Origin of the sequence: Veillonella sp. (genome assembly GCF_041333735.1) — a bacterium.
GTDB lineage: Bacteria > Bacillota > Negativicutes > Veillonellales > Veillonellaceae > Veillonella.
In genome coordinates this window covers 1,417,662-1,441,658 of the sequence record NZ_JBGKFB010000001.1, presented here as the reverse complement: position 1 = coordinate 1,441,658, position 23,997 = coordinate 1,417,662, and the positions used below count along the sequence as shown (strand labels likewise).

Sequence of the window (23,997 nt, the reverse complement as noted above, 5' to 3'; positions counted from 1 at the left end):
TTATTTCCCTGTCTGTGAAATACCTAAATGCTCATAGGCAAGTTTAGTAGCCACCCTCCCACGCGGTGTACGTCCTAAAAATCCTAATTGCATCAAATATGGTTCATACACATCTTCGATGGTATCTCTCTCTTCGCTGATAGCAGCTGCAATAGTATCTATTCCTACCGGACCGCCATCATACTTTTCAATAATACACTCCAACACACGTCGATCGATTCGATCGAGCCCTTCTTTGTCAATATATAAACGCTGTAACGCATCATCTGCAATACTTTGAGTGATAACCCCATCACCTATGACTTGTGCAAAATCACGTACCCGTTTAAGTAGACGATTTGCGATACGCGGCGTTCCCCTTGAACGACGCGCAATTTCACTGGCCCCAGTCGACTCAATACCGATATGGAGTATTTCTGCCGCCCGAGTCACAATAAACTCTAATTCCGGTTGTTTATAATATTCCAACCGGTTAATAATCCCAAAGCGGTCCCGCAATGGTGCCGCCAAAGCCCCAGCTCGTGTGGTAGCACCTACCAAAGTAAACTTTGGCAAATCGATGCGCACCGTTCGAGCACTTGGGCCCTTACCGATGATAATATCGATTGCATAGTCCTCCATAGCAGAGTACAATACTTCCTCTACACTGCGAGACAAGCGATGAATTTCATCGATAAATAATACATCGTGATCATCTAAATTCGTTAAGATCGCAGCCAAGTCGCCTGACTTTTCAATAGCAGGACCAGATGTTATGCGAAAGTTAACACCCAATTCATTCGCAATAATACCTGCTAATGTAGTCTTTCCTAGACCTGGTGGACCATACAGCAATACATGATCTAATGCTTCACCACGCTGCTTTGCAGCCTGAATATAGACATTTAGATTGCCTTTAGCCTCTTCTTGACCAACATATTCGTTAAAGAATTTTGGTCGCAAGCTATATTGCCACATATCTTCTTCGTGCTCGCCATTTCCGACAAGGCGTACTTCTTCGTTCATCCTTATCGTCCTTTCCCAAGCTCAATCAAGCTGACCTTAATCAACTCAGATACATCACGCTTACCATCATCTAAAGACTCTACAATATCAGCCACATCTCGCTCTGAATAGCCTAGCGACACAAGAGCCTCAATGGCCTCACCGGCAGCACCACTAGCAGCAACGCCCATCGGCTGTATGGCTGCTGGTGATTCTGCAGATATATGCGTCATCTTCGCTAACTTATCCTTTAATTCAAGAACAAGTCGCTCTGCAGACTTCTTACCAATGCCCGGCAATTTCGTTAATTGCTGCACTTGGCCATTGATAACAGCTAATTTGAAAGCCTCTGGTGTCATGCCAGACAAGATGCCAAGCCCCACCTTAGGCCCTATACCAGAAACAGAAATGAGTAAAATAAACAACTCATACTCCTCTTCCGTCCAAAAGCCATAGAGTTGCATCGCATCTTCACGTACATTGAGATACGTGAATAGCATCGCCTCATGACCTTCAATCAATTGTTGTCGCGTAGTGGTCGGCACATATACACGATACCCTACGCCATGTACATCTACATAACAAGACTCTTTAAAGAGATGTGTTACGATGCCCCGTACATACCCTATCATTATACCAACCTCTTCAATCTATCATTGTGAGAACTATGAGCCGTACAAATAGCGACAGCCAATGCATCTGCCGTATCATCAGGCTTAATTTTCTCACGAATCCCCAAAATATTCATTGTCATATAAATGACCTGATTCTTATCAGCCTTGCCGTAACCTGTAACGGCTTGCTTGATTTGCAGCGGTGTATATTCATAAATAGGAATACGCTGTTGTTCAGCCGCTAATAAGATAACACCACGTGCTTGACCGACCTTGATGGCCGTCGTTACATTGCGGTTGAAGAATAATTCTTCTACCCCGAACTTATCAGGCTTGAATTCCTCTAGAATATCACTTAGGTCATTAAATAAAATTTCCAACCGCTGTGAATCTGTTAATTCCTTAGGAGTTGTAATAGCCCCATAGGCTACAGGTGTTAATTTGCTCCCCTTCACGTCAATAATGCCATAACCGCATATAGCCGTGCCTGGGTCAATACCTATAATTCGCACCTTAACCCCCTTAGTTTAAAAATGAGATAAGCTGTCGCCTACCTCCATTACATAATCTATTTTATTATAGCACAATACCACATCGAAGTTCATGAATTTCCATAGAAAAATTTATAAGAAACTCATTAATTTTCATATTCCCAATGGTTCTCTAAAAAATACATAAAAAAGGAGCACCTTTAAAGTGCTCCTTATCATAATTATTCTTCTTCGTCGTCTGGCAAAATACCATTGTGATATACGTTTTGCACATCATCAAGATCATCCAATACGTCGAGCATTTTTTGCATTTTTACAGCATCATCACCAGTCAACTCAATAGTTGTATCTGGAATCATTGTAATTTTAGCTACTTCTGTTTCAATGCCCGCATCAGCAAGAGCTGCTTCTACAGCATCATAGTCTTCAGGAGTAGTATAAATTTCAAATACATCATCTTCAGACTTAAGATCTTCTGCACCTGCTTCAAGAGCAAGCATAGTCAATTCATCTTCGTCATGACCTTCTTTATCGATAACGAAAACGCCTTTAGATTTGAACATCCAGCCTACGCAACCGCTTTCACCAAGATTACCACCTTGTTTGGAGAAAGCATGACGCACATCAGCAGCCGCACGGTTACGATTATCCGTCATAACTTCTACAGTAACGGCAACACCGGCAGGACCATAACCTTCATATACGATTTCTTCGTATGCGTTCATATCCGTAGCGCCAACGCCCTTATCGATAGCACGTTGAATATTATCTTTAGGAATATTGTTTTCACGAGCTTTTTGTAAAGCCAATTTCAAACGCATATTACCTGTTGGATCGGCACCACCCATACGTGCTGCTACAGTAATTTCACGACCGATTTTCGTAGCCAATTTAGCCTTCAATGCATCGGTTTTACCTTTTTTATGTTTAATATTTGCCCATTTTGAATGTCCTGACATAGACGCCTCCTATTTATTCCACCATGCTTCGCCCCGTAATCGATCCAAGATGATTGAAACGGCACTACGCACAGATAAATGATTGTATTCACCATGGCCATATATAGGTTCTAAAATATAGTCAAAGCTTTCCATCGTTTCTTTTGTCATACCATAACCGGTACCAAATAATACTAACACAGGGCGCCCCTCATTTTCAAGATGTTCACGCATCCGTGCATAGGAAATTGTATTATCATAGGTACGTGCATCTGTTGTCGCCACAATAGGTTTCATACCTTCTAGGTCTTCAATCATTCGCACTGCTACTGCAATAGAGTTAACCAACTCCACGCCGGTGAAAGCATCCTTACGATCTGGATTGTATGTAGAACCAAATCCAGATTTCCAATGTTCCATGATGGTGCGCACCAACTCACGCTGAGCAGGTATATTGTGAATCACAAAATATTTAGATACATCATAGGTAATAGATGCTCGTGCAATATCGTGAATATCATAATTTGTAATGGCCGTCGTAATGACCTCTTTATGCTTGTTCATAATTGGATAATGAACAAGCCCAATATATAAATTAGCCAACGCCTTAAATCTCCAACAATAATAACGATATCAATCTGATCCAGTAAATGTTAAATAAAACTATCCAAATTGAGATACTAAAACAAAACATAAAATTAAAATACTAATTAATCTACTAAAAGCGGTACAAAATATGCTTCAGTGCCGGCAATCTCTTCTGGAGAAAAACGACAACCGACTGCAGAAGCTTGATCGCCAAGCATAAAGCAAGATAATGTCAAACAGCCTTCTTTCGTACCACTATCTACGGTATGAGTAAAGTGTTTCTGCTTAATAAAGTCCTGATACATAACCTTTTTACTGTCCCGACAAACTATATCATCATAGTTATCTACAAATTTCTCCATGTATAGTTCAGCTTGATTTCCACGTTTTTGAACAACCTGAATATTTCGCCCTTCACGGCCCCAAATTTCCTTTTGAATATAAAGTCCATCATCAAGGTTCGGGAAATCACTTTCAAAATAGGACGGCGTCAAATAGCGCTCGATAATATCTCGCTCAGGGGCAGTAAAAAATTGGTTTGTTAAGTATAGAGCATACACTAAGGACATAAACGATTTATTCTGTAAAATAATCGCCTCTGGTGGATTAAATAGATTAAAGCGGTATTCATTATACAAATCTAAAAACATTTCACCTAGTGGTTCACCATCTGCTGTAGTTTCATCAATCAATAGTTCCATGGGATGTAAACGATACAGATTGGCTACATGACCACCGTCAGATAATAGAATACCCTCATCATCAATGACCATATCATAAAAGGATAGGAATCGAACATCTGCTTCTGGGCATGCTGATTTCATAGCCTGTAAGAGAAACTGTGTAGTTCCATAGTCCTCTAAATAATCATGAAAGCACCCGAAAACAAAGGGTTCTGTTTCATTATCCGTCATCATATTATGTTGTTTATTAGTCACACTATATTTTTTACGAGATGTTCCTTCATATACGCGTTTCAAAAAACGTTCAAGTTCATTATAAGCATCTATATTAGGATCTACTTTATCGAAATATCGTACCGCTACACCATTAGCATAATAACTTTCAATTAGAAAGCAGGGTGTATCCGCATTAATCTCGACCATGCGCAATTGTCCTCTATCATCAAGGACAAAGTCAAATCGAGATAACCATGTAGGTAAGCCCAATGGATTCCCACGATGTAAATAGGGAATCAAATTTTCGGGCATATCCATATTGAGAGCAAACTCATCAGGTGCCTGTTGAAATACCTTAGCGGCTTTACAAAATATTTGAAATAACATGCGCGACGCATGTCGAATTTCATCATAAAAACCAGCCGGAAAAGATTGTGTAGAAAGCGCAGGATACCGATCATCATAGCCTTCATAATCTACAAAGGGCAATATATCCGTATCAAGTTCATCTATATACGATTTCATAATATCGGCCTCCATTAGGAACTACTAGAACGTACACCTGCACTACCAAAACCAGACTTTTGACCTATAGAAGAGGCTTTTTGACTTCTACGCTTCTCATAGTCTTTATACGTACGTCGTCCTAAAGAACTATGCGTATTTGAACCTGTTGTTGTATATACATTAGGCTCCTCATAGGGTTTTAAAGGGGCTGCCACACGATAGGTCATAGTTCGTCCATCCATACGCGCTGTAGGTGGATTAAATCCATGAAAAATATAGTAGCCTGCTGCAATACTAGGTAACAGCCCCGCTAAACCAGCGTCCCATACTAAATTTCCACTAGTGTCGCGGTGAAAGGTAACAGACCGGTTATCATCATATAAAGCTGTTTCTTTACCATCTCCATGGTTTAATAGAGAATAACGATTACCTTGATTATCCTTTAATCGAACTTCCCCGTCATTTGCTTCAGGATAAATTTTATCACATACAACATAAGCAATGTCATTCCAGTATGAATACACACCAACGAGGCCCGCTACAGCGGCAAAAGCACTCGTTATGTATAGAGTTTTCTTACTTGGCTTATACATAGGACACTCCCTTAGTGCACAGCACCACTAACAACGAGAGCAAGACCTACAAAGATACCAAATACGAGGATACCTGCTGCAGTATTACCACGCATAATCTCTTCAGATAAATTATATTTTCGATGCCATAAATTAATAAACATATAGCCTGTTACAAACAATATAATGCCTAAAATAGCATATACGATACTGGCCACCACACCATGCAATAAAGATGTATCAGCAGTAGTCACTACAGGAGACATGATGACAGCGCGCAAAATTTCACCAATACCGATAAATGAACCCGCTGAGAGCCATGCTACAGCACAGTTACCACGTTTAATTTCTTCGCTGAATTTGCCGGGTACAAAGAAATCAATAACAGTATTAGCTGTTAACATTAAGAAAATTCCAAAACAAGCATAAAAAATCGTTAATAATACATCTGGTATATAAATCATAATAAGCCTCCTAATAATATAATTTTGTATTGGATGTGTTATTAGAGTTGCTGGTAGGATACAACCGTTCGCGTCCCGTATTATCCCCTAGTCGAACCATGGTCGCATAGTTATCGAGTATATGAGAGCTGATTAATGTACGATCAATAATTTTCCAATCCTCTTGTGTCAATTTTGATTGTTCACATACCTTAACCTTAGTTTGTCCATCCGTATTGGTAATGATATACACCAAGTCCCCAGAATAAAATACAATAACTTCATGTCCCTCTTCTAAGTTGTCCCGCTCATTTTTAATATCACCATTCACAGAATCAATTAAATCTAATGCGGTACTAACAGTATCCAGTGTAGACGTGTATACATAGTCGCTATCCGAATCTGTTTTTGTATAATATGCAGATGTGTCATGCATATGTTCTTTTGCTGTGTAAGGCACTCCAAACATAGCACGTATACTATGCCAAGACAAATCATTGTCCGACCAAAACAGAAATAGTAAAAATAATGCACCAATCCCTATAGAAGTAGCAACTCCTTCAAAGCGTTTTTTTAGACGTTGATTCCGTTTCTTTTTACTAATAGTATTAGCTTCCGCATCATTACAGAGACGAATATTCCTCAAAGGAACACGTGCCCCTTCGGCGAACATCTTCTCACCTTTAAACCAATTTTCTTCAAAGAATACGCTAGCGCCGCCTTCACAAGGCAATTGGTATTCCTTGTAGCCAGCCCGGTCACCTACAGAAGCACCACTATCACCATCTACAGCTACAACCTTTTCTAAACCGATTTGATGTAATGTAAAGCCCTTCGGTGCTCGTTTGCGATAAGATGTTCTAGATACAGTGCACCATTCATTATCATTGTATTCAATGGTGACCCATATTTTATCTGTTCCCTCTACAGCCTCGAGGCCATATTCGTGCCAATAATCACCAGGTGATTTTTGCATTGACGGCTTAGCTTTATAGGCCTGTTCCTGATCTGCTTTTGGAATAATCTCGTTATATTTAATTTTTTCAGTTATTACATAACGACTGCCCTGAACCTCAAGGACATCATAACAATTAAACTCCATACATAACCTCGCTCGAATAGGCAAAATCATATGGATTTCGGCCTATTTCCTCTTCAAAACGGGATTTAATGAAATTAAGCTTTAAAGTAGCCTATCCGCTCATGAATCGTTTCATTTTCAATAATGGAAATGCCATACTGCTGACCTATTGTAGCTTTTACAAGGACATTGGCCACATCAGCCGTCTTTACGGGTTCTTGGCTCATTAATATATGAGCTTTGTTGATAACACCAAATACAGCACAGCTAATGCGTTCTACCAACTTAGGTTCTTCTCGAATCAATGTAGCTGGACGAGCAATAACAATCGCTTCAAAAGGCAACTCTAAAATAACATCTTCTAATTGTCCTTTCATGGACATATAGAAGAATGGAGACTTTGGATTTGCTCCCAAAGAGGATACTAAACCATATTTTTTCACACCATTTTGAGCTGCAATGCGTGCCATTTCATACTGATACGTATAATCTACGGTCCATTGTGCTTCTTTAGAGCCCGCTTGTTTACGGTTTGTACCCATAGCAGAGAATAAAATATCCCCTGTCACTAAGTGTGCCCATTCACGAGGTTCATCAAAATTAACAATATGAACTGTTACCTTTGGAGATGTATATGTTACTGGACGACGTACAAATACATGAATGTCTTGAATCTCATGATTATCAATTAACGTGTCTACAATATGACGGCCCACTGCACCAGTGGCGCCTAATACTAACGCTTTCATTCTTCACCTTTAAGTCTTACAGACTCTTCCTCAACTATCTCTTTTAAAAGCTTAATCTCTTCTTTTGTTAATGGACGTTCTAATAAATCTGGACGTAACAACCGAGTTCTTTTAAGTGCTTCTTTTTGACGCCAAGTAGCAATATTTTTATGATGACCACTTCTCAATACATCTGGTACAGACCAGCCTCTAAATTCAGGGGGCTTTGTATATTGAGGACATTCTAACAAAGGTTCATAAAAAGAATCCTCCTGTGCCCCACTCGCTGCACCTAGTACACCTGGAATCATGCGAGCTACTGCATCGGCTACAACCATAGCTGGCAACTCACCACCAGTTAATACATAATCACCAATAGAAATCGTTTCATCTACTAAATGTTCCTCTACACGGTAGTCTACACCTTCATAATGACCACAAATGAGGACTATTTGATCGTATGTAGCTAGTTCACGAGCCTTCTCCTGTGTGAAAGGCTGGCCTGTAGGACCCATGAAAATAATACGACGTCGTATACTTTCACTAGGATTACCAATAAGACTCATTTCATCACACATCTCATCAGTAGTATAGCTACTATTAAGCGTATTGTCATATTGAGCAATAACAGATTCCACCGCTTCAAAAATGGGAGGTGCCATCATGAGCATACCAGCCCCACCACCATACGGTGTATCATCAACTTGACCATGTTTATTATGACTAAAGTCTCGAGGGTTAGTTACAGCCATAGACAATCGTTCTGCTTCGATAGCCCGTTTTATGATGGAATGACTAAAAAAGGCATCAAAAAACTCAGGAAATAAAGATACGATATCGATACGCATAGACCGTCCCCTATACTTATTAACTCACATAAACTCATTAGCATTATCTATATATAGCTATATTATATAACTTTTACCATAATATACCTATATGTAGATAAAACAAAACCGCCTAAAGGATTATATCCATTCAGGCGGATCTACGATCATTAAATTATTTTCCACGTCGATGTCCTTAACAACATCTTCAATGGCTGCAAATAATTGATCTGGTTCCCCATCTTTGGAAACCACATAGACATCATTAGCACCCGGTTGTAATACATCAGTCACTGTGCCAAGCACATTGCCTTTTGTATCTTGTACTTCGAGACCAATAATATCAAAGATGTAATAGCGACCTTCTGGCAATTCCACTAAATCTTCACGACGCACTTGAATTTCTTTCTTACCGAATAATTCAGCTGTGTTGCGATCAGGAATTTCCTTAAAGGATGCTAATACAAATTGTTTGTGAAATCGTGCGGATGCAACGTGGTATTCTTTACCATCGATGTAACAGGCATCCATATGCATAAACCGTTCTGGAAAATCGGTTTGAGGCATAATACGAAGATCACCCCGCACGCCGTGCGGGGCGATGATAACACCTATTGTGATGAAATCGTTAGGCTTCATTATTGACGAAACGCAACGATTTTACCGTCCTCTAATAGGATTTCAGCGCCCATCATGGCATCCAAATTATCCCCGATTTTAACGGTAACTGTTTGCTCTAATGTACCTTGAGGAATTTCAGTTCCTAAGGACAATTCTTGAGCGTCTTTCAATTTAGCTGTTACTTCTTCTTTGAAAGCCAAGCGTTTATTTTTCTCTTCGTCGATTTGTTGACGAATTGCAGTAAGGCTTGTAGCATCAACTTTAGCCGCATCAGCCAAAATACGTTGAGCTTGGAACTCAATTGCTTCCAAATCTTTATTCACCATATCAAGGCGAGTTTCAAGATCAGATACAATTTTCGCTTTCAAGTCTTCTGTTACTTTTGCTTTTACTGCTACAGGGACACGTAATGTCATTTCTTCCATTGGAATACTCCCTTTTAGACAATATCAACAGATATCTTTTTGTTCTCTTTAATAGCCGCCGCTTTCACCACAGCGCGAATCGCTTTCGCTATTCGTCCTTGCTTTCCGATGACTTTGCCCATATCCTCTGGGGCTACATGAAGTTCGTAAACTTCCATATTCCCCTTTTGGACCATGGTAACAGATACGGCATCAGGCTGCTTCACTAATGATTTCGCAATTAATGAAATTAATTCTATCATCACAGTATGCCTCTCTATTAATTACTTTTTAGCGTCAGCAAATTTTTGCATAACGCCTTGTTTTTTGAACAAGGAGCGAACAGTGTCAGTAGGCTGAGCACCTTTAGCTAACCAAGCCAAAGCTTTTTCTTCGTCTACATTAACGATAGCTGGTTGTTTAGTAGCATCATATTGACCAATTGTGTCAACAGGACGACCTTCACGTGGAGCACGTGCGTCAGCAACAACGATACGGTAGAAAGGAGCTTTTTTAGCACCTAAACGAGTCAAACGAATTTTTAACATGTGAAATTCACCTCCTTATACTGATATGGGTGGACAGGTTCAGCGCCCCTGCCCATGTATTACATAAACGGTAATTTAGGCATTCCAGGGAAGCCGCCCTTACCGCCACGTAAACCTTGCATGCGCTTCATCATCTTCCGCGCTTCTTCAAATTGTTTCAACAAGCGATTTACATCTTGTACCTGAGTACCAGAACCTAACGCAATACGCTTGCGGCGAGAACCATTAAGAATACTTGGATTTTCTCGCTCTGCTGCCGTCATGGATGTAATGATGGCCTCAATACGGCGCACCTCTTTACTGTTCAAATCAAGGTCTTTCAATTGATCCTTAATTTGTCCCATGCCTGGCAACATACCAATAATATTTTGTAATGGCCCTAACTTTCTCACTTGGTTCATCTGTTTCAAGAAGTCATCCAAGGTGAAATTGTTTTTCGCCATTTTCTTAGCCATTTCACGAGCTTCTTCTTCATCGATGGCGCCTTGTACATTTTCGATTAATGTTTTAAAGTCGCCCAAGTCGAGGATACGAGAAGCCATGCGGTCTGGATAGAATACATCGAAACCATCCATTTTTTCGCTTACCCCAGTGAACTTAATTGGCAAGCCTGTTACAGCTTTGATGGATAATGCAGCACCACCGCGCGCATCACCATCGAGTTTAGTGAGGATAACACCATCAACGCCTAATTTTTCATTAAACGTTTGTGCTGTTGTCACCGCATCTTGACCGATCATGGAGTCCACAACGAGTAGAATTTCATGAGGTCGAACAGCGGCTTTAATGTTGGATAACTCATCCATAAGGACTTCATCTATAGCCAAGCGACCAGCTGTATCGATGATAACCACATCTTTCAACATATGCGTGCTTTGCTCTACGGCGCGACGTGCAATGTCTACTGGATTGGCACCAGGTGTTTCATCAGCAAATACTGGGATATCGATTTGCTTACCTACAACTTGTAATTGAGTAATCGCAGCTGGACGATATACGTCGGCCGCTACGAGCATTGGATGTTTACCTTGTTTGCGAAGATATACTGCCAACTTACCAGCTGTAGTAGTTTTACCAGCACCTTGTAAACCAACGAGCATAATAATCGTTGGAGGCTTACTGGAAATCATGATACGACTTTGTGTACCACCCAATAGCGCCGTCAACTCGTCATTTACAATTTTAATAACTGTTTGTGCAGGATTTAAAGAACCGAACACCTCTTCACCAAGGGCCTTTTCCTTAATGGACTTAACAAAGTCCTTCGCTACCATAAAGTTAACGTCTGCTTCTAATAGTGCTGTGCGTACTTGACGCAACGCAAGATTGACATCATCTTCTGTAATTTTGCCCTTCCCCTTTAAGGATTGAAAGGCTTCTTGCAGTTTTTCTGACAAGCTATCAAATGCCATAATATCCCTCCATTTGCGCCAATACTTTCTGCACCTTAGTTTCAGCTAGAACCTCTTCAGGCAAGGTTTCTTTCAATTGTGAAAGCAAACCTTCACGCTGTTCATATTGTTCCACCAAGTGCAACTTTGATTCGTAATCATTTAAAATGTGTCGAGCACGCTGTAAATTATCGTGTACAGCCTGCCGTGATACGCCTAGTTCCTCAGCGATTTCTCCAAGGGACATATCGTCTTCGTGGTGAAGTTGTAAGGACATGCGTTGCTTGTCCGTCAATAATGGCCCATAGAAATCCAAGAGCAAACTTATAAGCACTCGTTCTTCCATTTCGCCACCTCCATCACTGTCAAGTCATATTACTTTACATATGGTACAGTATAAAAAAAGATGTGTCAAGTAAAAATACTTAACATCTAAATTATAGATAATTATTTTCATATTTTACTTTTATATATACTCAAATATGCTATAATAAGGATATCTAATATTTTCAATATAAAAGATAGGAGGTATTGTATGAATACCAAACATTATGATCTTATCGTCCTAGGTTTCGGCAAAGCTGGTAAAACATTGGCTGCTAAATTTGGCTCTATGGGCAAAGCCGTTGCCATGATTGAAGAAAATCCACTCATGTATGGTGGCACATGCATTAATATTGCATGTATTCCTACTAAGACGATGATTGTGGCCGCATCTAAAGGCTTATCTTACGATCAAGTACTAAACCAACGAGAGGTTGTTACATCTCGTTTACGTAATAAAAACTTCGGTATGTTAGATACAAATGAACATGTCGATGTATATACTGGACATGGCGAATTCATTAGTAATAAAGAAATCGATGTCACAGCTGGGGAAGATAAAATTGTTTTATCTGGTGACACAATTATCATCAATACAGGGGCTGTAGCCATTAAACCTAACATTGATGGTATCGATACCGCATTAGGTTTCTATAATAGTACAGAAATTCAACATTTATCCCCTCAACCTAGTACATTAGGTATTATTGGTGCCGGTCCTATTGGCCTAGAATTTGCTAGCCTATACGCTAAACTAGGTACAAAAGTTACTGTATTCAATATTGAGGCTAACATTTTAAAACGCGAAGAACCTATCGTTCAAGAATTAGCTAATGAATACTTAGCAGAACAAGGCATTACTATTTTAAACTCTGTTACACTAAATTCTGTATCTAATGACGGCAACAAGCCTATTATCACTGCTAATAATGAAAACTATACCTTTGACGCTGTTCTCTATGCTACAGGTCGCAGACCAAATACTACAAATATCGGTTTAGAAAATACTGATATCACCACTAATGAACGCGGTGCTATCGTAGTTAATGATACTTGTGAAAGCTCCGTTCCAGGTGTATACGCTGTAGGCGATGTAAACGGCGGTCCTCAATTTACCTACATTTCTCTCGATGACTTCCGCATCGTATTTGGTGCACTTACAGGTAATGGGCACTATACATTAAAAGATCGCAAAAACATTCCTTACACCACCTTCTTAACACCTCCACTCGCTCGTGTAGGCTTTACAGAAGAGGAAGCCATTAACAACGGTTATACTGTTAAAACAAAGGAAATGCTCGTAGCCACTATGCCAAGGGCTCATGTAAACGACAACCTTAAAGGGGCTTTCAAAATTGTGGTAGATGCGGAAAGCAATTTAATCCTCGGGGCTACACTCTATTCCCAAAGTGCTGAAGAATTGATTAACATAATTAAAGTAGCTATGGACAACAACATTCCGTATACATATTTCAAAAATCAAATCTTTACACATCCTACCATGGCAGAAAACTTAAATGATCTCTGTAATTTCTAGGTAAGAATAGTAACTACATAATCTAATATAATAAATAAAAGAGTCACCCTTAACTTGAATACATAAGTTAAGGGTGACTCTTTTATTTATGCCTAATGATCAATTTTAGATTACTAGTTATTAGTTAGCAATATATAGTTTTTAGTAATTTATCATTAGTTACTATAGTTAGTTCTTTGTAAATAATCTACGAACTACAGATTGCAATTTAGGTGTCAATATAATAGCCACCACAATACCTGCAGCACTTGTAATCAAGGAGTATTGAATTTTGCTAGCTGCTACGGCTGCACTTTCAAGAACAAACCACCATGCAAGGAAATAACCAAATGCAGTCCAAATTGTACCAATAATAAGAGCAATCAAAATACGTGTAAAGGATGCTGTGGGCTTTGTAATGGATGGTGGCAAGTAACCTGCTGTCATACCACCTACAATAAGACCCGCAATACCTTTAATAAAGAAAGAGAATACAATGTATTGCGTATGTCCACCAAAGAGATCAAATAATGCGGAACCAATAGCCGCACCTAAACCACCATATAAACCGCCAAAAAGAATGGATGATGTAAATAATGCAGCAGATCCTAAGTGAACCATTGCACCACCCGGTATTTCGATGCGAATTGTTGTTGCTACTGCACATAAGGCAGCAATAAATCCGATATATACAATATCGCGCGTCTTTAATTTCATAATCTAGCTCCTCTCTTTTAGCTGAATAACTATATTTAGTATAACAAATCTCACTCTGTCTAAAAACACTAATTTCATAGGATTTAAATATATAGTCAGATTTAAAATAAAGCACCTATACCATGGTATAGGTGCTTTATAAACTTTAATCAACTCTATCAAATATTATATGTTATAAGATACAAATTAAATTAAATCTTAGCTCGTTTCAAACGAAGAGAGTTACCCACAACGGTTACAGAGCTAAATGCCATTGCTGTGCCTGCAATCATAGGATTTAATGCACCGATAGCAGCCAATGGAATACCAATGCAGTTAAAGATCAATGCCCAGAATAGATTTTGTTTAATATTTGTCATTGTCTTACAACTGAGGCGTACAGCTTGTACTAATGTATGCAAGTCATTTCTTACAAGAACAATATCTGCTGCTTCTACAGCAATATCAGTACCACTACCGATAGCAAAACCAATATCTGCAGTTACGAGAGCTGGCGCATCGTTGATACCGTCACCAACCATACCAACTACAAGGCCTTTATCTTGCAACTCTATTACCTTGCTAGCCTTATCTTGAGGTAATACTTCAGCAATTACATGAGTAATACCCGCTTGTTTTGCAATATATTGAGCAGTACGACGATTATCACCTGTGAGCATCCATACATCAATACCTTGAGCATGTAATTCTTTGACAACATCAATGGTTTCTGGACGTAATTCATCTTCTACAGCCCATAAGGCACTGATAATGCCATCTACAGCGAGAACAGATACAGATGCACCTTGTTCTTCATAGTGTAAAATATCATCTTGGACGGCACTTAAATCATAACCTAATTCAGACATCCAGCGACTATGACCAAGTTGTACCGACACGCCTTGATAAGCGCCTTGCAAACCTTTACCAGGTACATCACCAAAGCTTTCAAGTTCTACAGCTTTACCTTTATAACCATGATCTTCGCCATAATAAACCATGGCCTTTGCAATTGGATGCGATGTACCACTTTCAAGGGCCATCATTAGGGACATATTTATACTTTCATCACCATTATAATTTTTGAAAGCCGTTACATCGAGAACACCTTGTGTAAGAGTGCCAGTTTTATCCATAACGATGGCATCGAGTTTACCAGCTTTTTCAAGATATTCTGCACTCTTGATGAGAACACCATGCTCCGCACCTAAGCCAGAGCCTACCATAATAGATGTTGGTGTAGCGAGACCAAGTGCACAAGGACAAGCGATAACAAGCACTGCTGTAGCATTAATGAGAGCTACATTAATAGAGTCGCCCATAATGAAGTACCATACGAGGCCGGTCAAAACAGCAAGGCCAATAACGGCAGGCACAAAATATTGAGCAACAATATCTGCAATACGTTGAATGCTTGCTTTAGAGGTTTGCGCTTCCTCTACGACCTTGATGATTTGAGAGAGCATTGTATCAGAGCCGATACGTTTTGCTTCCATTGTGAAAGCACCGCTCAAGTTAATAGTCGCACCGATAACATCAGATCCCACTTGTTTTTCTACAGGCAAACTTTCACCGGTAAGCATAGCTTCATCTACAGTAGAATAGCCTTCAGTAATAGTACCATCTACTGGAATTTTTTCGCCTGCACGAACTTGTAAAATATCACCTGCTACAACCTTAGATGTAGGAATATCTACGAACTCACCGTCACGCAATACATGAGCTGTTGCTGGTTGCAAGGCAATCAATTTTTGAAGTGCTTCAGAGGTACGCCCCTTGGCAATTTCTTCTAAAAGTTTGCCAAGAAGAATGAATGTAATGAGCCAAGCTGAGGTTTCAAAGTAAATGCCATGAGGCCCAAGTTCTGGATGGAACTGCCAATTATAAATACTGAATAGATAAGCAACAGTCGTACCCATTACAACGAGAACATCCATGGTAAGGGCGCCATTCTTTACCGCACTCCACGCACTCTTATAGAACATAAGGCCAGGGCCGAACTGAGCAATGGTAGCAAGAATGAACTCTACCCATACTGGCAAGGCTTGAATGCCAAAACGATGTAATGTCATGTTAATCATCATCGGTACGGCCATACAAGCAGCAATGATAAGACGCGTAATATGAGGTTTTAAATTAACCTTTTCTATTTCTTGCTTCGTTTCATCTGCCTCTTTAGCACCGAAACCAATATTTGTAATGGCATCAATAACTTGTTGTGATTCTACATTAGAACCGTCTTTGTAGTCAACGCTGCCTTTACGAGTGAGTAGATTAACCTTTACAGATTCTACACCATCGATCTTAGAAACAACATTTTCAACACGCTTTACACAAGCAGCACAGTGCATACCTGTAATATCAAACTCTTGTTTCTTCTTACTCATCATATCACTTCTTTCTACTAGAATTTCAAAAATATATGTCCTATATATCTATATAAGTCAGAAACTCATAGTAGACATATCATACATCGGTAATAGAGTATTTATAAACACGTATAGTTTATTATATGAACACCTTTACATGAGTATTCATTCATGCGACTCTCTTCCATAATAACATAAATTCTCATTACGTCAATATCCTACCAAATCTAGAGGGTTATTTCCTTTTTCTAAGGGAATTAATCTCCTGCCACCTATACACCTATACATAGTATAAAAAAATAGATTATAATAAAGTGATGATGAATAAACATAAACTTTGATTCCAAAGGAGGTGAATCTATGTGTGAATCAATAAGCCCTATTGTAGAATTCACTTCGGTAGCGAAGGAATTTCGCCATGAATATGTTGTGGAGAAATCGCGTTTTATCACAACTGTATACCCTTGTTCTACAGAAGAGGATGCGCAGGCTTTTATTAACCGCATCAACAAAGAATTTTGGGATGCCCGTCATAATTGTACAGCCTTTGCATTAGGACCAAAGCAAGAGCAACAGCGCTCTTCTGACAATGGTGAACCATCTGGTACGGCAGGCAAACCTATGTTAGAAGTACTCAAAAAAACTGGTATTACCAATGTAGCAGTCGTAGTAACGCGCTATTTTGGAGGTATCAAATTAGGTGCAGGTGGTTTGATTCGTGCATATTCACACTCTGTTGCGGAAACCTTACGTCTTGCCCCTAAAGAACTACACACAACACGAACTCAGTTGCAGGCTACCATCGACTATTCCTTATATGGAGCCATTGAAAGATACGTGCAAGATCAAAAATTACATTATGAAGCAAACTTTGGCGAGCATGTAGATATAACCATCTTAGTACCACCAGCTGATGTAGAGCGTATACAAAAAGAGCTCCAAGACATGAGTCATGGAGCTGCTACTTGTACTATATTAGATTCTATTGAAGTGGTGCTACCGCTAGAACAATAATCTAACTGATACACACATAGTAATTAGTTTTCGCTATGAACTAAGCCACTTACGCCTTGAGCAAGTTCATGACGTTTTTCTGTAGTTAATGGATGAGGCCATACGCGTTCAATTTGTTTTTTACGACTAACACCTGCATTATGTGCAGTCATTAATCTACGTGCTTCCCAGTTACGAATTGCTTTACTTAATGTTCTTTTTACTACGCCCATGATAGTACCTACTTTCTCAATCACTGTTATTATATTAAAAATTGTGATAAGGATAGAAAGTTTATTTTAAACACATTATTCTTTCTCTTTCCTTGATGAATATAGTATATACGCTATTTTATCAAAAGTGAAATTACTGTTACTTAGTTCGTTATAATTTTTATTTATCTTATTTTGTGTATAATAGGGAGATTCTATGGATACATCTTACTACCACAATTTTATTACCCTCGTTCAAACGGGCAATATGACGCAGGCCGCAGAGATTCTTCATATTACACAACCAGCTTTAAGTAAACAATTAAAGTATTTAGAAGCTGAATTTGGAGCTCAACTCATCAATATCAAGCGCGGCCAACGAGGATCAAACTTACAACTGACTGATGCTGGTAAAATTTTCTATGAAAAAGCCCAACAACTATGCTCCATTGAAGAATCTACATATAATGCAGTACAACAGTTGAACTCACGTATTGAAGGTACATTGCGAATCGCTACGTCTGCATCGCGCTCCACACCAATCGTACAACAATACTTACCAGCCTTTTCCATGAAATACCCATCAGTTCACTTCGAAATCTACGAAGGACTAATGACTAATGTGGTCAATCAACTTATTAATGGTAATGCAGAGCTGGGAATTGCAAACATTCAAATGGTAGACACTGATAAATTTGATATCCTTCTTACTCAAGAGGAACATTTATACGCTATTTTCCGCCGTGATGTATTCTGGATAGATCGTGAACATGATACCATCACATGGGATGATATCAAAAAGTGTCCTTTATCCCTCTCTGGTGGATCTGTGCGAATGATTATGCAGTCTAGCTTAACTGACATGGATCAACTGAATGCTGTTGCCATCACTACAACTAAGAGCTCTGCCATCGAATGGGCATCCTCTGGGAGAACTGTGTCTTTAGTTCCTATGGATGCAAAAGAGCTCATTAACCATCGTAAAATGGCCCGTATCAAGTTGCCAGAATTCTCAGGCGATTTTAAAAAAGCATTTATTACGCTTAAAGGCCATGCTTTATCCCCTGTAGCACAGCAATTTATTGATTTCTACAAAGCATATGTTTAAACCATGTGATAGAAATTCATATGATATGGGATTTATAACTTATGATATTGTATTTATAACTTATCGTATAAGATTTTGTACAGTTATGAACATTAATACAATACATAAAAGAAGACCTAGTACATAATGTACTAGGTCTTTTTATCTTTATATGTTGTAAACCATCTAGTCTATAAATATAAACATATAGTATTAAAGGTCTATCAAATATAAACTATTATTTCTCTTGATGTACAGCACCTACTATATCAGTAATGCTGTTAAGATTATATTGTTCCACATAATCGCCCATTTCTCGAGCAATACGAGAAATAGCTGTTGGATCTACCATCGTAGCAACCCCAACTTGAACTGCTTGAGCACCAGCCATCATAAATTCAATAGCATCAGTACCTGTCATAATGCCACCAAGGCCCATAATAGGAATATTAACCCCTTTATACACTTGGTGCACCATGCGAAGTGCTACCGGTTTCACAGCTGGCCCAGATAAACCACCATAAATATTACCCAAAACAGGTTTACGACGATGGATATCTATGGCCATACCAAGAATTGTATTGATGAGACTTACCCCATCACCGCCACCAGCTTCTACAGCCTTTGCGATTTCCACAATGTCAGTTACATTCGGTGAAAGTTTTACAATAACAGGCTTATCTGTTACCTTACGAACAGCTTTAGTTACTTGTTCTACTACCTTAGGATCTACACCAAACGCCATGCCTTCACAAGCAACATTTGGACAAGATACATTAACCTCGAGGCCCGCAATACCATCTACAGATAGAGTTTCTGCCATCCATGCAAATTCCTCTACCGTGCCAGCAGACATATTCGCTAACAATGGTACATCGTATTTCTTGAGGTCTGGCAAAATATCTGTTACAAAATGTTCTGCCCCAGGATTTTCAAGGCCAATACAGTTTAAGACACCAGACGGTGTTTCTGCGATACGAGTTCCTGGATTGCCATGACGACCTTTAGGTGTTAAACCTTTTACGGAAATAGCACCTACCTCATTACTAAGGTCTAAATAACCAGCATACTCAGGACCATTACCAAAGGTGCCAGATGCAGCAATAATAGGATTTTTCATCTTAATACCGCAGTAATCAACGGCAAGCTTTGGATTAGGCGTAACGGTGTTATTTAAATCGCGTTCACTCATTAAAAGAACACCTCCTCAGCTGGGAATACAGGACCATCTTTACAAACTTTGTAACGTTTGCCACCTGCACCATCACAAGCACAACCTAAACAACCACCAGTGCCACAGCCCATACGTTCTTCAAGAGATACTTGGCAAGGTACGTTGAGCTCTTTCGCTACTTGTGCCACACCTTTCATCATCGGTGTAGGACCGCAAGTCATAACAGATGTGAAAGTATTAGCATTAATCAGCTCAGGCATGATTGCTGTAGGGAACCCTTTCGTACCTACGCTACCATCATCAGTTGTGATGTGCACTTTAACAGGCGTATCTTTGAATAGATCTGCCCAGAAGGTTTCGCTTTCATTTCTAAAACCAAGAATAACTTGTGCCTCTTCCCCTTCTTTCAAATGGGATGCGATACATAGCATTGGTGCAATGCCAACGCCACCGCCAACGAGAAGCATATTCTTAGATGTTACAAATGGTTCACCTAAAGGTCCTAAACAATCTAGTGTATCGCCAGGTACGAGACGTGTCATAATTTCAGTCCCCTTACCTACGACGCGATACAAAAGGGTAATAATACCCTTTTGTGCATCGAATCCAGCATAGCTAATAGGGCGACGCAATAACGGCGCCGTAGAGTCCGCTACGCGAACATTACAAAACTGTCCTACCTTTACTTCTGCTGCTTGTTTTGGTGCGTGAATATCCATAATCCACACATCAGAGCCTATTTGCTCATTGCGAACGACTTCGCCCTGTTCTACATAGCCACTCATGGTTTTACTCCAATTCAAAATCTTGTAATGCTTCTACATTGTAGTTAGCATCATCTTTACGATTAGCTACAACGCGCAATACTTCACGAGCTGTATCAAGGCTTGTTAAGCATGGTGTACCCATTTCTACAGCGAGACGACGCAATTGGAAGCCTTCACGTTCTGGGCGTTTACCTGCAGTCAATGTGTTAAGTACAAGATCGACTTTATCTTGGCGAATGTGGTCAGCACAGTTGTCATCACCTTCAGAAATTTTGTTAACTACCTTGCAGTCAACGCCATGTTCTTTGAAGTATTTACCAGTACCACCAGTTGCTTCGATGTGATAGCCCAATTCGATGAAGCCTTTTGCCAATTGGCTAGCTTCCTCTTTATCGCGGTCTGCTACGGTCATAAGAATTGTACCATCTTCTGGGATACGCATATTGGCACCATTGATAGCTTTAAACAATGCTTCAGAATAAGTACGACCAATACCCATAACTTCACCAGTAGATTTCATTTCAGGTCCAAGAGCGATTTCTACAAGGCCCATTTTGGAGAAGGAGAATACAGGTGCTTTTACAGCTACATATGGTTTATTAGGCACAAGACCAAGTGGCAAGCCCAAATCTTTTAAGCTTTCACCAAGAGCAATGCGCGTTGCACATTCTACCATATTGATGCCTGTAACCTTAGAAATGAATGGTACAGTACGGCTAGAACGAGGGTTAACTTCGATTACGTTAAGTTCACCGTCAGCCACGATATATTGAATATTAAGTACACCTTTAACATTAAGGCCTACTGCAATACGACGTGTATAGTCCACAATTTGATCAATCAATTCTTGGCTCAAATGTTGAGCAGGATAAACGGCCATGGAGTCACCAGAGTGAACACCGGCGCGTTCGATTTGTTCCATAATACCAGGGATACATACGTCAGTACCATCGGAAATAGCGTCAACCTCTACCTCCATACCAACCATATAACGGTCGATAAGAACAGGATGTTCCTTGGATGCAACTACGGCTTCCTTCATGTATACATCAAGCTCTTTATCGTTGTATACGATTTCCATAGCACGGCCGCCCAATACATAAGAAGGACGTACAATCAATGGATATTTCAAGTTTTTAGCTGCTGCTTGTGCTTCTTCATCAGAGGTTACAAGCGCACCTACTGGACGTGGAATACCAAGTTTTGCCAACAATTCATCAAAGCGTTCACGATCTTCTGCCATATCGATGCTATCTACGGATGTACCAAGGATTTTTACACCGCGCTTAGCTAATGGACCTGCCAAGTTAATTGCTGTTTGACCACCAAACTGAGCAATAACGCCAGCTGGTTTTTCTTTATCGATAATTTCCATTACATCGTCCACTGTTAATGGTTCGAAGTACAAGGAATCAGAAATATCAAAGTCAGTAGACACTGTTTCTGGGTTATTGTTGATCATAATGGATTGGTAACCCGCTTTACGAAGTGCCCAAGAGGAATGTACGGAGCAGTAGTCAAACTCTACGCCTTGACCGATACGAATCGGACCGGAACCAAGTACGACAACGGATTTTTCACCGAGTGGTTTAACTTCGTCTTCTTGTGCATAAGCACTGTAGTAGTACGGTGTTTTAGATTCGAATTCGGCAGCACATGTATCTACATATTTATATGTTGGAAGTATGTTCCATTCTTTACGTTTTGCACGAACTTCATCTACCGTTGTATTAGCATAACGAGCGATAACAGAATCAGTGAAGGAATAACGTTTTGCTTTGCGCAATACTTCTTCTGTTAAGCCATGTTCAGCCAATGCTTTTTCTACATTAACAATATTTTTAATTTTTTCAATAAAGAATGTATCAATTTTTGTAATGTAATGAATTTTCTCTACACTAATGCCCTTACGAAGTGCTTCTGCTACAACATAGATACGTTCATCATCTACTAAATGCAAACGTTCAATCAATTGTTCCATGGACTCATGAGAGATTTTCTTAAGCTCAATATGGTCTAAACCAATTTCCAAGGAACGAATTGCTTTAAGCAAGGAGCCTTCCAAGGAGCGGTCGATAGCCATAACTTCGCCAGTAGCCTTCATTTGAGTGCCCAATGTGCGGTCTGCCAAATTGAATTTTTCAAATGGCCAACGTGGGAACTTAGTTACTACATAGTCCAGAGTAGGCTCGAAGCATGCTTTTGTTTCGCCTGTTACAGCATTTGTAATTTGATCCAATGTCATGCCTACTGCAATTTTTGCAGCTACCTTCGCAATTGGATAACCAGTTGCTTTAGATGCTAATGCAGAGGAACGGGATACACGAGGGTTTACTTCGATAACGATATATTCATTGCTATTTGGATTCAAAGCGTATTGTACGTTACAACCACCTTCGATTTTCAAGTAACGAATGATTTCTACAGATGCAGTACGAAGCATTTGGTATTGAATATCGTTCAATGTTTGGCTAGGTGCTACAACGATGGAGTCACCAGTATGTACGCCTACAGGGTCGATATTTTCCATATTACATACGATGATACAGTTATCTGCACTATCGCGCATTACTTCGTATTCGATTTCTTTCCAGCCTGCTACAGAACGTTCTGCTAGGATTTGGTGAATTGGTGAAAGTTTCAAACCACGACGTGTGATTTCATACATTTCATCTTCGTTATGCGCAATACCGCCCCCAGTACCGCCCAATGTGTAAGCAGGACGGATGATGATAGGATAACCAATGCGATTAGCAAAGGCTACGGCTTCTTCAAGATCGTTAAAGATATCAGATTCAGGAACTGGTTGATTGATTTCCTTCATCGCTTCTTTGAAGAGCTCACGGTCTTCAGCTTGTTTAATAGCTTCCAGAGTTGTACCTAGAAGTTTTACACCGTATTCTTCTAATACGCCAGCTTCAGACAATTGTACGGCCATATTAAGACCTACTTGGCCACCCAATGTAGCCAATAAGCCCCAAGGACGTTCTTTTTTAATTACTTCTGTTACGAATTCAAGACTAATCGGTTCTACATATACGCGGTCTGCAATATCTGTATCGGTCATAATTGTAGCAGGATTGGAGTTAACCAATACTACTTTATAACCTTCTTCACGAAGGGAACGGCATGCTTGTGTACCAGCATAGTCAAACTCTGCAGCTTGGCCGATAATAATTGGACCAGAACCAATTACAAGTACTTTTTTTGCTTCTGTGGTCAT

General features: G+C 39.7%; 26 protein-coding genes. 3 read left to right on the top strand and 23 right to left on the bottom strand.

Annotation, left to right across the window (positions count from 1 at the left end; translation table 11 throughout):
• From ruvB to ylxM, 17 genes are all read right to left on the bottom strand, one after another.
• A complete protein-coding gene (gene ruvB, locus ACDF53_RS06605; RefSeq protein ID WP_295825065.1) occupies positions 1–1,005 on the bottom strand; it encodes a Holliday junction branch migration DNA helicase RuvB in 1,005 nt (334 codons plus the stop codon).
• 2 nt (positions 1,006–1,007) lie between these two features.
• Positions 1,008–1,616, bottom strand: a complete 609-nt coding sequence (gene ruvA / locus ACDF53_RS06600) for a Holliday junction branch migration protein RuvA (protein ID WP_105090330.1) — start codon at positions 1,614–1,616, stop codon at positions 1,008–1,010.
• Complete coding sequence (gene ruvC / locus ACDF53_RS06595) at positions 1,616–2,110, bottom strand: crossover junction endodeoxyribonuclease RuvC (RefSeq protein ID WP_005387349.1); 495 nt, start codon at positions 2,108–2,110, stop codon at positions 1,616–1,618. Before ruvC ends, ruvA begins: the two co-directional genes overlap by 1 nt.
• 200 nt (positions 2,111–2,310) lie before the next feature.
• Complete coding sequence (locus ACDF53_RS06590) at positions 2,311–3,048, bottom strand: YebC/PmpR family DNA-binding transcriptional regulator (RefSeq protein ID WP_005387348.1); 738 nt, start codon at positions 3,046–3,048, stop codon at positions 2,311–2,313.
• Between the two features lie 9 nt (positions 3,049–3,057).
• Positions 3,058–3,630, bottom strand: coding sequence for an RNA methyltransferase (locus ACDF53_RS06585; RefSeq protein WP_105086229.1), 573 nt, complete (start codon positions 3,628–3,630; stop codon positions 3,058–3,060).
• Positions 3,631–3,737: 107 nt separating this feature from the next.
• Positions 3,738–5,039 carry a glutathionylspermidine synthase family protein gene (locus ACDF53_RS06580; protein ID WP_370815789.1) on the bottom strand — a complete coding sequence of 434 codons (1,302 nt, stop codon included), beginning with the start codon at positions 5,037–5,039 and terminating at the stop codon, positions 3,738–3,740.
• A gap of 14 nt (positions 5,040–5,053) precedes the next feature.
• Positions 5,054–5,614 (bottom strand): hypothetical protein, encoded by a 561-nt coding sequence (locus ACDF53_RS06575; protein ID WP_005387344.1) that lies wholly within the window; start codon positions 5,612–5,614, stop codon positions 5,054–5,056.
• An 11-nt stretch (positions 5,615–5,625) separates the two neighbouring features.
• Complete coding sequence (locus ACDF53_RS06570) at positions 5,626–6,057, bottom strand: DUF350 domain-containing protein (RefSeq protein ID WP_004695577.1); 432 nt, start codon at positions 6,055–6,057, stop codon at positions 5,626–5,628.
• A 10-nt stretch (positions 6,058–6,067) separates the two neighbouring features.
• Positions 6,068–7,138 carry a hypothetical protein gene (locus ACDF53_RS06565; RefSeq protein WP_370815788.1) on the bottom strand — a complete coding sequence of 357 codons (1,071 nt, stop codon included), beginning with the start codon at positions 7,136–7,138 and terminating at the stop codon, positions 6,068–6,070.
• 74 nt (positions 7,139–7,212) lie between these two features.
• On the bottom strand, positions 7,213–7,866 hold the full coding sequence (locus ACDF53_RS06560; RefSeq protein ID WP_105090325.1) for an NAD(P)H-binding protein: 654 nt from the start codon (positions 7,864–7,866) through the stop codon (positions 7,213–7,215).
• On the bottom strand, positions 7,863–8,693 hold the full coding sequence (gene trmD, locus ACDF53_RS06555) for a tRNA (guanosine(37)-N1)-methyltransferase TrmD (RefSeq protein ID WP_370815787.1): 831 nt from the start codon (positions 8,691–8,693) through the stop codon (positions 7,863–7,865). Before trmD ends, ACDF53_RS06560 begins: the two co-directional genes overlap by 4 nt.
• A 120-nt stretch (positions 8,694–8,813) precedes the next feature.
• Positions 8,814–9,311 (bottom strand): ribosome maturation factor RimM, encoded by a 498-nt coding sequence (rimM, locus tag ACDF53_RS06550; protein WP_105090323.1) that lies wholly within the window; start codon positions 9,309–9,311, stop codon positions 8,814–8,816.
• Entirely contained in the window at positions 9,311–9,718 is a 408-nt protein-coding gene (locus tag ACDF53_RS06545) for a YlqD family protein (RefSeq protein ID WP_105086221.1), read from the bottom strand. Before ACDF53_RS06545 ends, rimM begins: the two co-directional genes overlap by 1 nt.
• 14 nt (positions 9,719–9,732) lie before the next feature.
• Positions 9,733–9,960: a KH domain-containing protein gene (locus ACDF53_RS06540; RefSeq protein ID WP_009352618.1), complete on the bottom strand. Its 228-nt coding sequence runs from the start codon at positions 9,958–9,960 to the stop codon at positions 9,733–9,735.
• 21 nt (positions 9,961–9,981) lie between these two features.
• Positions 9,982–10,245, bottom strand: coding sequence for a 30S ribosomal protein S16 (gene rpsP / locus ACDF53_RS06535; RefSeq protein WP_004695565.1), 264 nt, complete (start codon positions 10,243–10,245; stop codon positions 9,982–9,984).
• A 59-nt stretch (positions 10,246–10,304) separates the two neighbouring features.
• Entirely contained in the window at positions 10,305–11,657 is a 1,353-nt protein-coding gene (gene ffh / locus ACDF53_RS06530; RefSeq protein WP_105090322.1) for a signal recognition particle protein, read from the bottom strand.
• Positions 11,647–11,982: a YlxM family DNA-binding protein gene (gene ylxM / locus ACDF53_RS06525; protein ID WP_105090321.1), complete on the bottom strand. Its 336-nt coding sequence runs from the start codon at positions 11,980–11,982 to the stop codon at positions 11,647–11,649. The genes ffh and ylxM overlap by 11 nt, the downstream gene beginning before the upstream one ends.
• 189 nt (positions 11,983–12,171) lie before the next feature.
• On the opposite strand from ylxM, the gene ACDF53_RS06520 reads away from it, so the two are divergent.
• Positions 12,172–13,497, top strand: coding sequence for an FAD-containing oxidoreductase (locus ACDF53_RS06520; RefSeq protein ID WP_370815786.1), 1,326 nt, complete (start codon positions 12,172–12,174; stop codon positions 13,495–13,497).
• Positions 13,498–13,665: 168 nt separating this feature from the next.
• On the opposite strand, the gene ACDF53_RS06515 is transcribed toward ACDF53_RS06520, so the two are convergent.
• Positions 13,666–14,193, bottom strand: coding sequence for an ECF transporter S component (locus tag ACDF53_RS06515; protein WP_119208505.1), 528 nt, complete (start codon positions 14,191–14,193; stop codon positions 13,666–13,668).
• A 191-nt stretch (positions 14,194–14,384) separates the two neighbouring features.
• A complete protein-coding gene (locus ACDF53_RS06510; RefSeq protein ID WP_370816197.1) occupies positions 14,385–16,559 on the bottom strand; it encodes a heavy metal translocating P-type ATPase in 2,175 nt (724 codons plus the stop codon).
• Between the two features lie 342 nt (positions 16,560–16,901).
• On the opposite strand from ACDF53_RS06510, the gene ACDF53_RS06505 reads away from it, so the two are divergent.
• Entirely contained in the window at positions 16,902–17,555 is a 654-nt protein-coding gene (locus ACDF53_RS06505; protein ID WP_370815785.1) for a YigZ family protein, read from the top strand.
• Positions 17,556–17,578: 23 nt separating this feature from the next.
• Here ACDF53_RS06505 and ACDF53_RS06500 read toward each other — a convergent pair whose 3' ends face one another.
• Positions 17,579–17,767, bottom strand: coding sequence for a hypothetical protein (locus tag ACDF53_RS06500; RefSeq protein WP_370815784.1), 189 nt, complete (start codon positions 17,765–17,767; stop codon positions 17,579–17,581).
• A gap of 196 nt (positions 17,768–17,963) precedes the next feature.
• Here ACDF53_RS06500 and ACDF53_RS06495 point away from each other — a divergent pair, with 196 nt between their 5' ends.
• Positions 17,964–18,854, top strand: a complete 891-nt coding sequence (locus ACDF53_RS06495) for a LysR family transcriptional regulator (RefSeq protein WP_156719924.1) — start codon at positions 17,964–17,966, stop codon at positions 18,852–18,854.
• Between the two features lie 217 nt (positions 18,855–19,071).
• Here the strand turns inward: ACDF53_RS06495 and ACDF53_RS06490 are convergent, their stop codons facing one another.
• The 3 genes from ACDF53_RS06490 to carB are packed head-to-tail and all read right to left on the bottom strand — an operon-like array spanning position 19,072 to position 23,997.
• Positions 19,072–20,025 (bottom strand): dihydroorotate dehydrogenase, encoded by a 954-nt coding sequence (locus ACDF53_RS06490; RefSeq protein ID WP_370815783.1) that lies wholly within the window; start codon positions 20,023–20,025, stop codon positions 19,072–19,074.
• On the bottom strand, positions 20,025–20,792 hold the full coding sequence (locus ACDF53_RS06485) for a dihydroorotate dehydrogenase electron transfer subunit (RefSeq protein ID WP_370815782.1): 768 nt from the start codon (positions 20,790–20,792) through the stop codon (positions 20,025–20,027). The genes ACDF53_RS06490 and ACDF53_RS06485 overlap by 1 nt, the downstream gene beginning before the upstream one ends.
• A gap of 4 nt (positions 20,793–20,796) precedes the next feature.
• Positions 20,797–23,997: a carbamoyl-phosphate synthase large subunit gene (carB, locus tag ACDF53_RS06480; RefSeq protein WP_370815781.1), complete on the bottom strand. Its 3,201-nt coding sequence runs from the start codon at positions 23,995–23,997 to the stop codon at positions 20,797–20,799.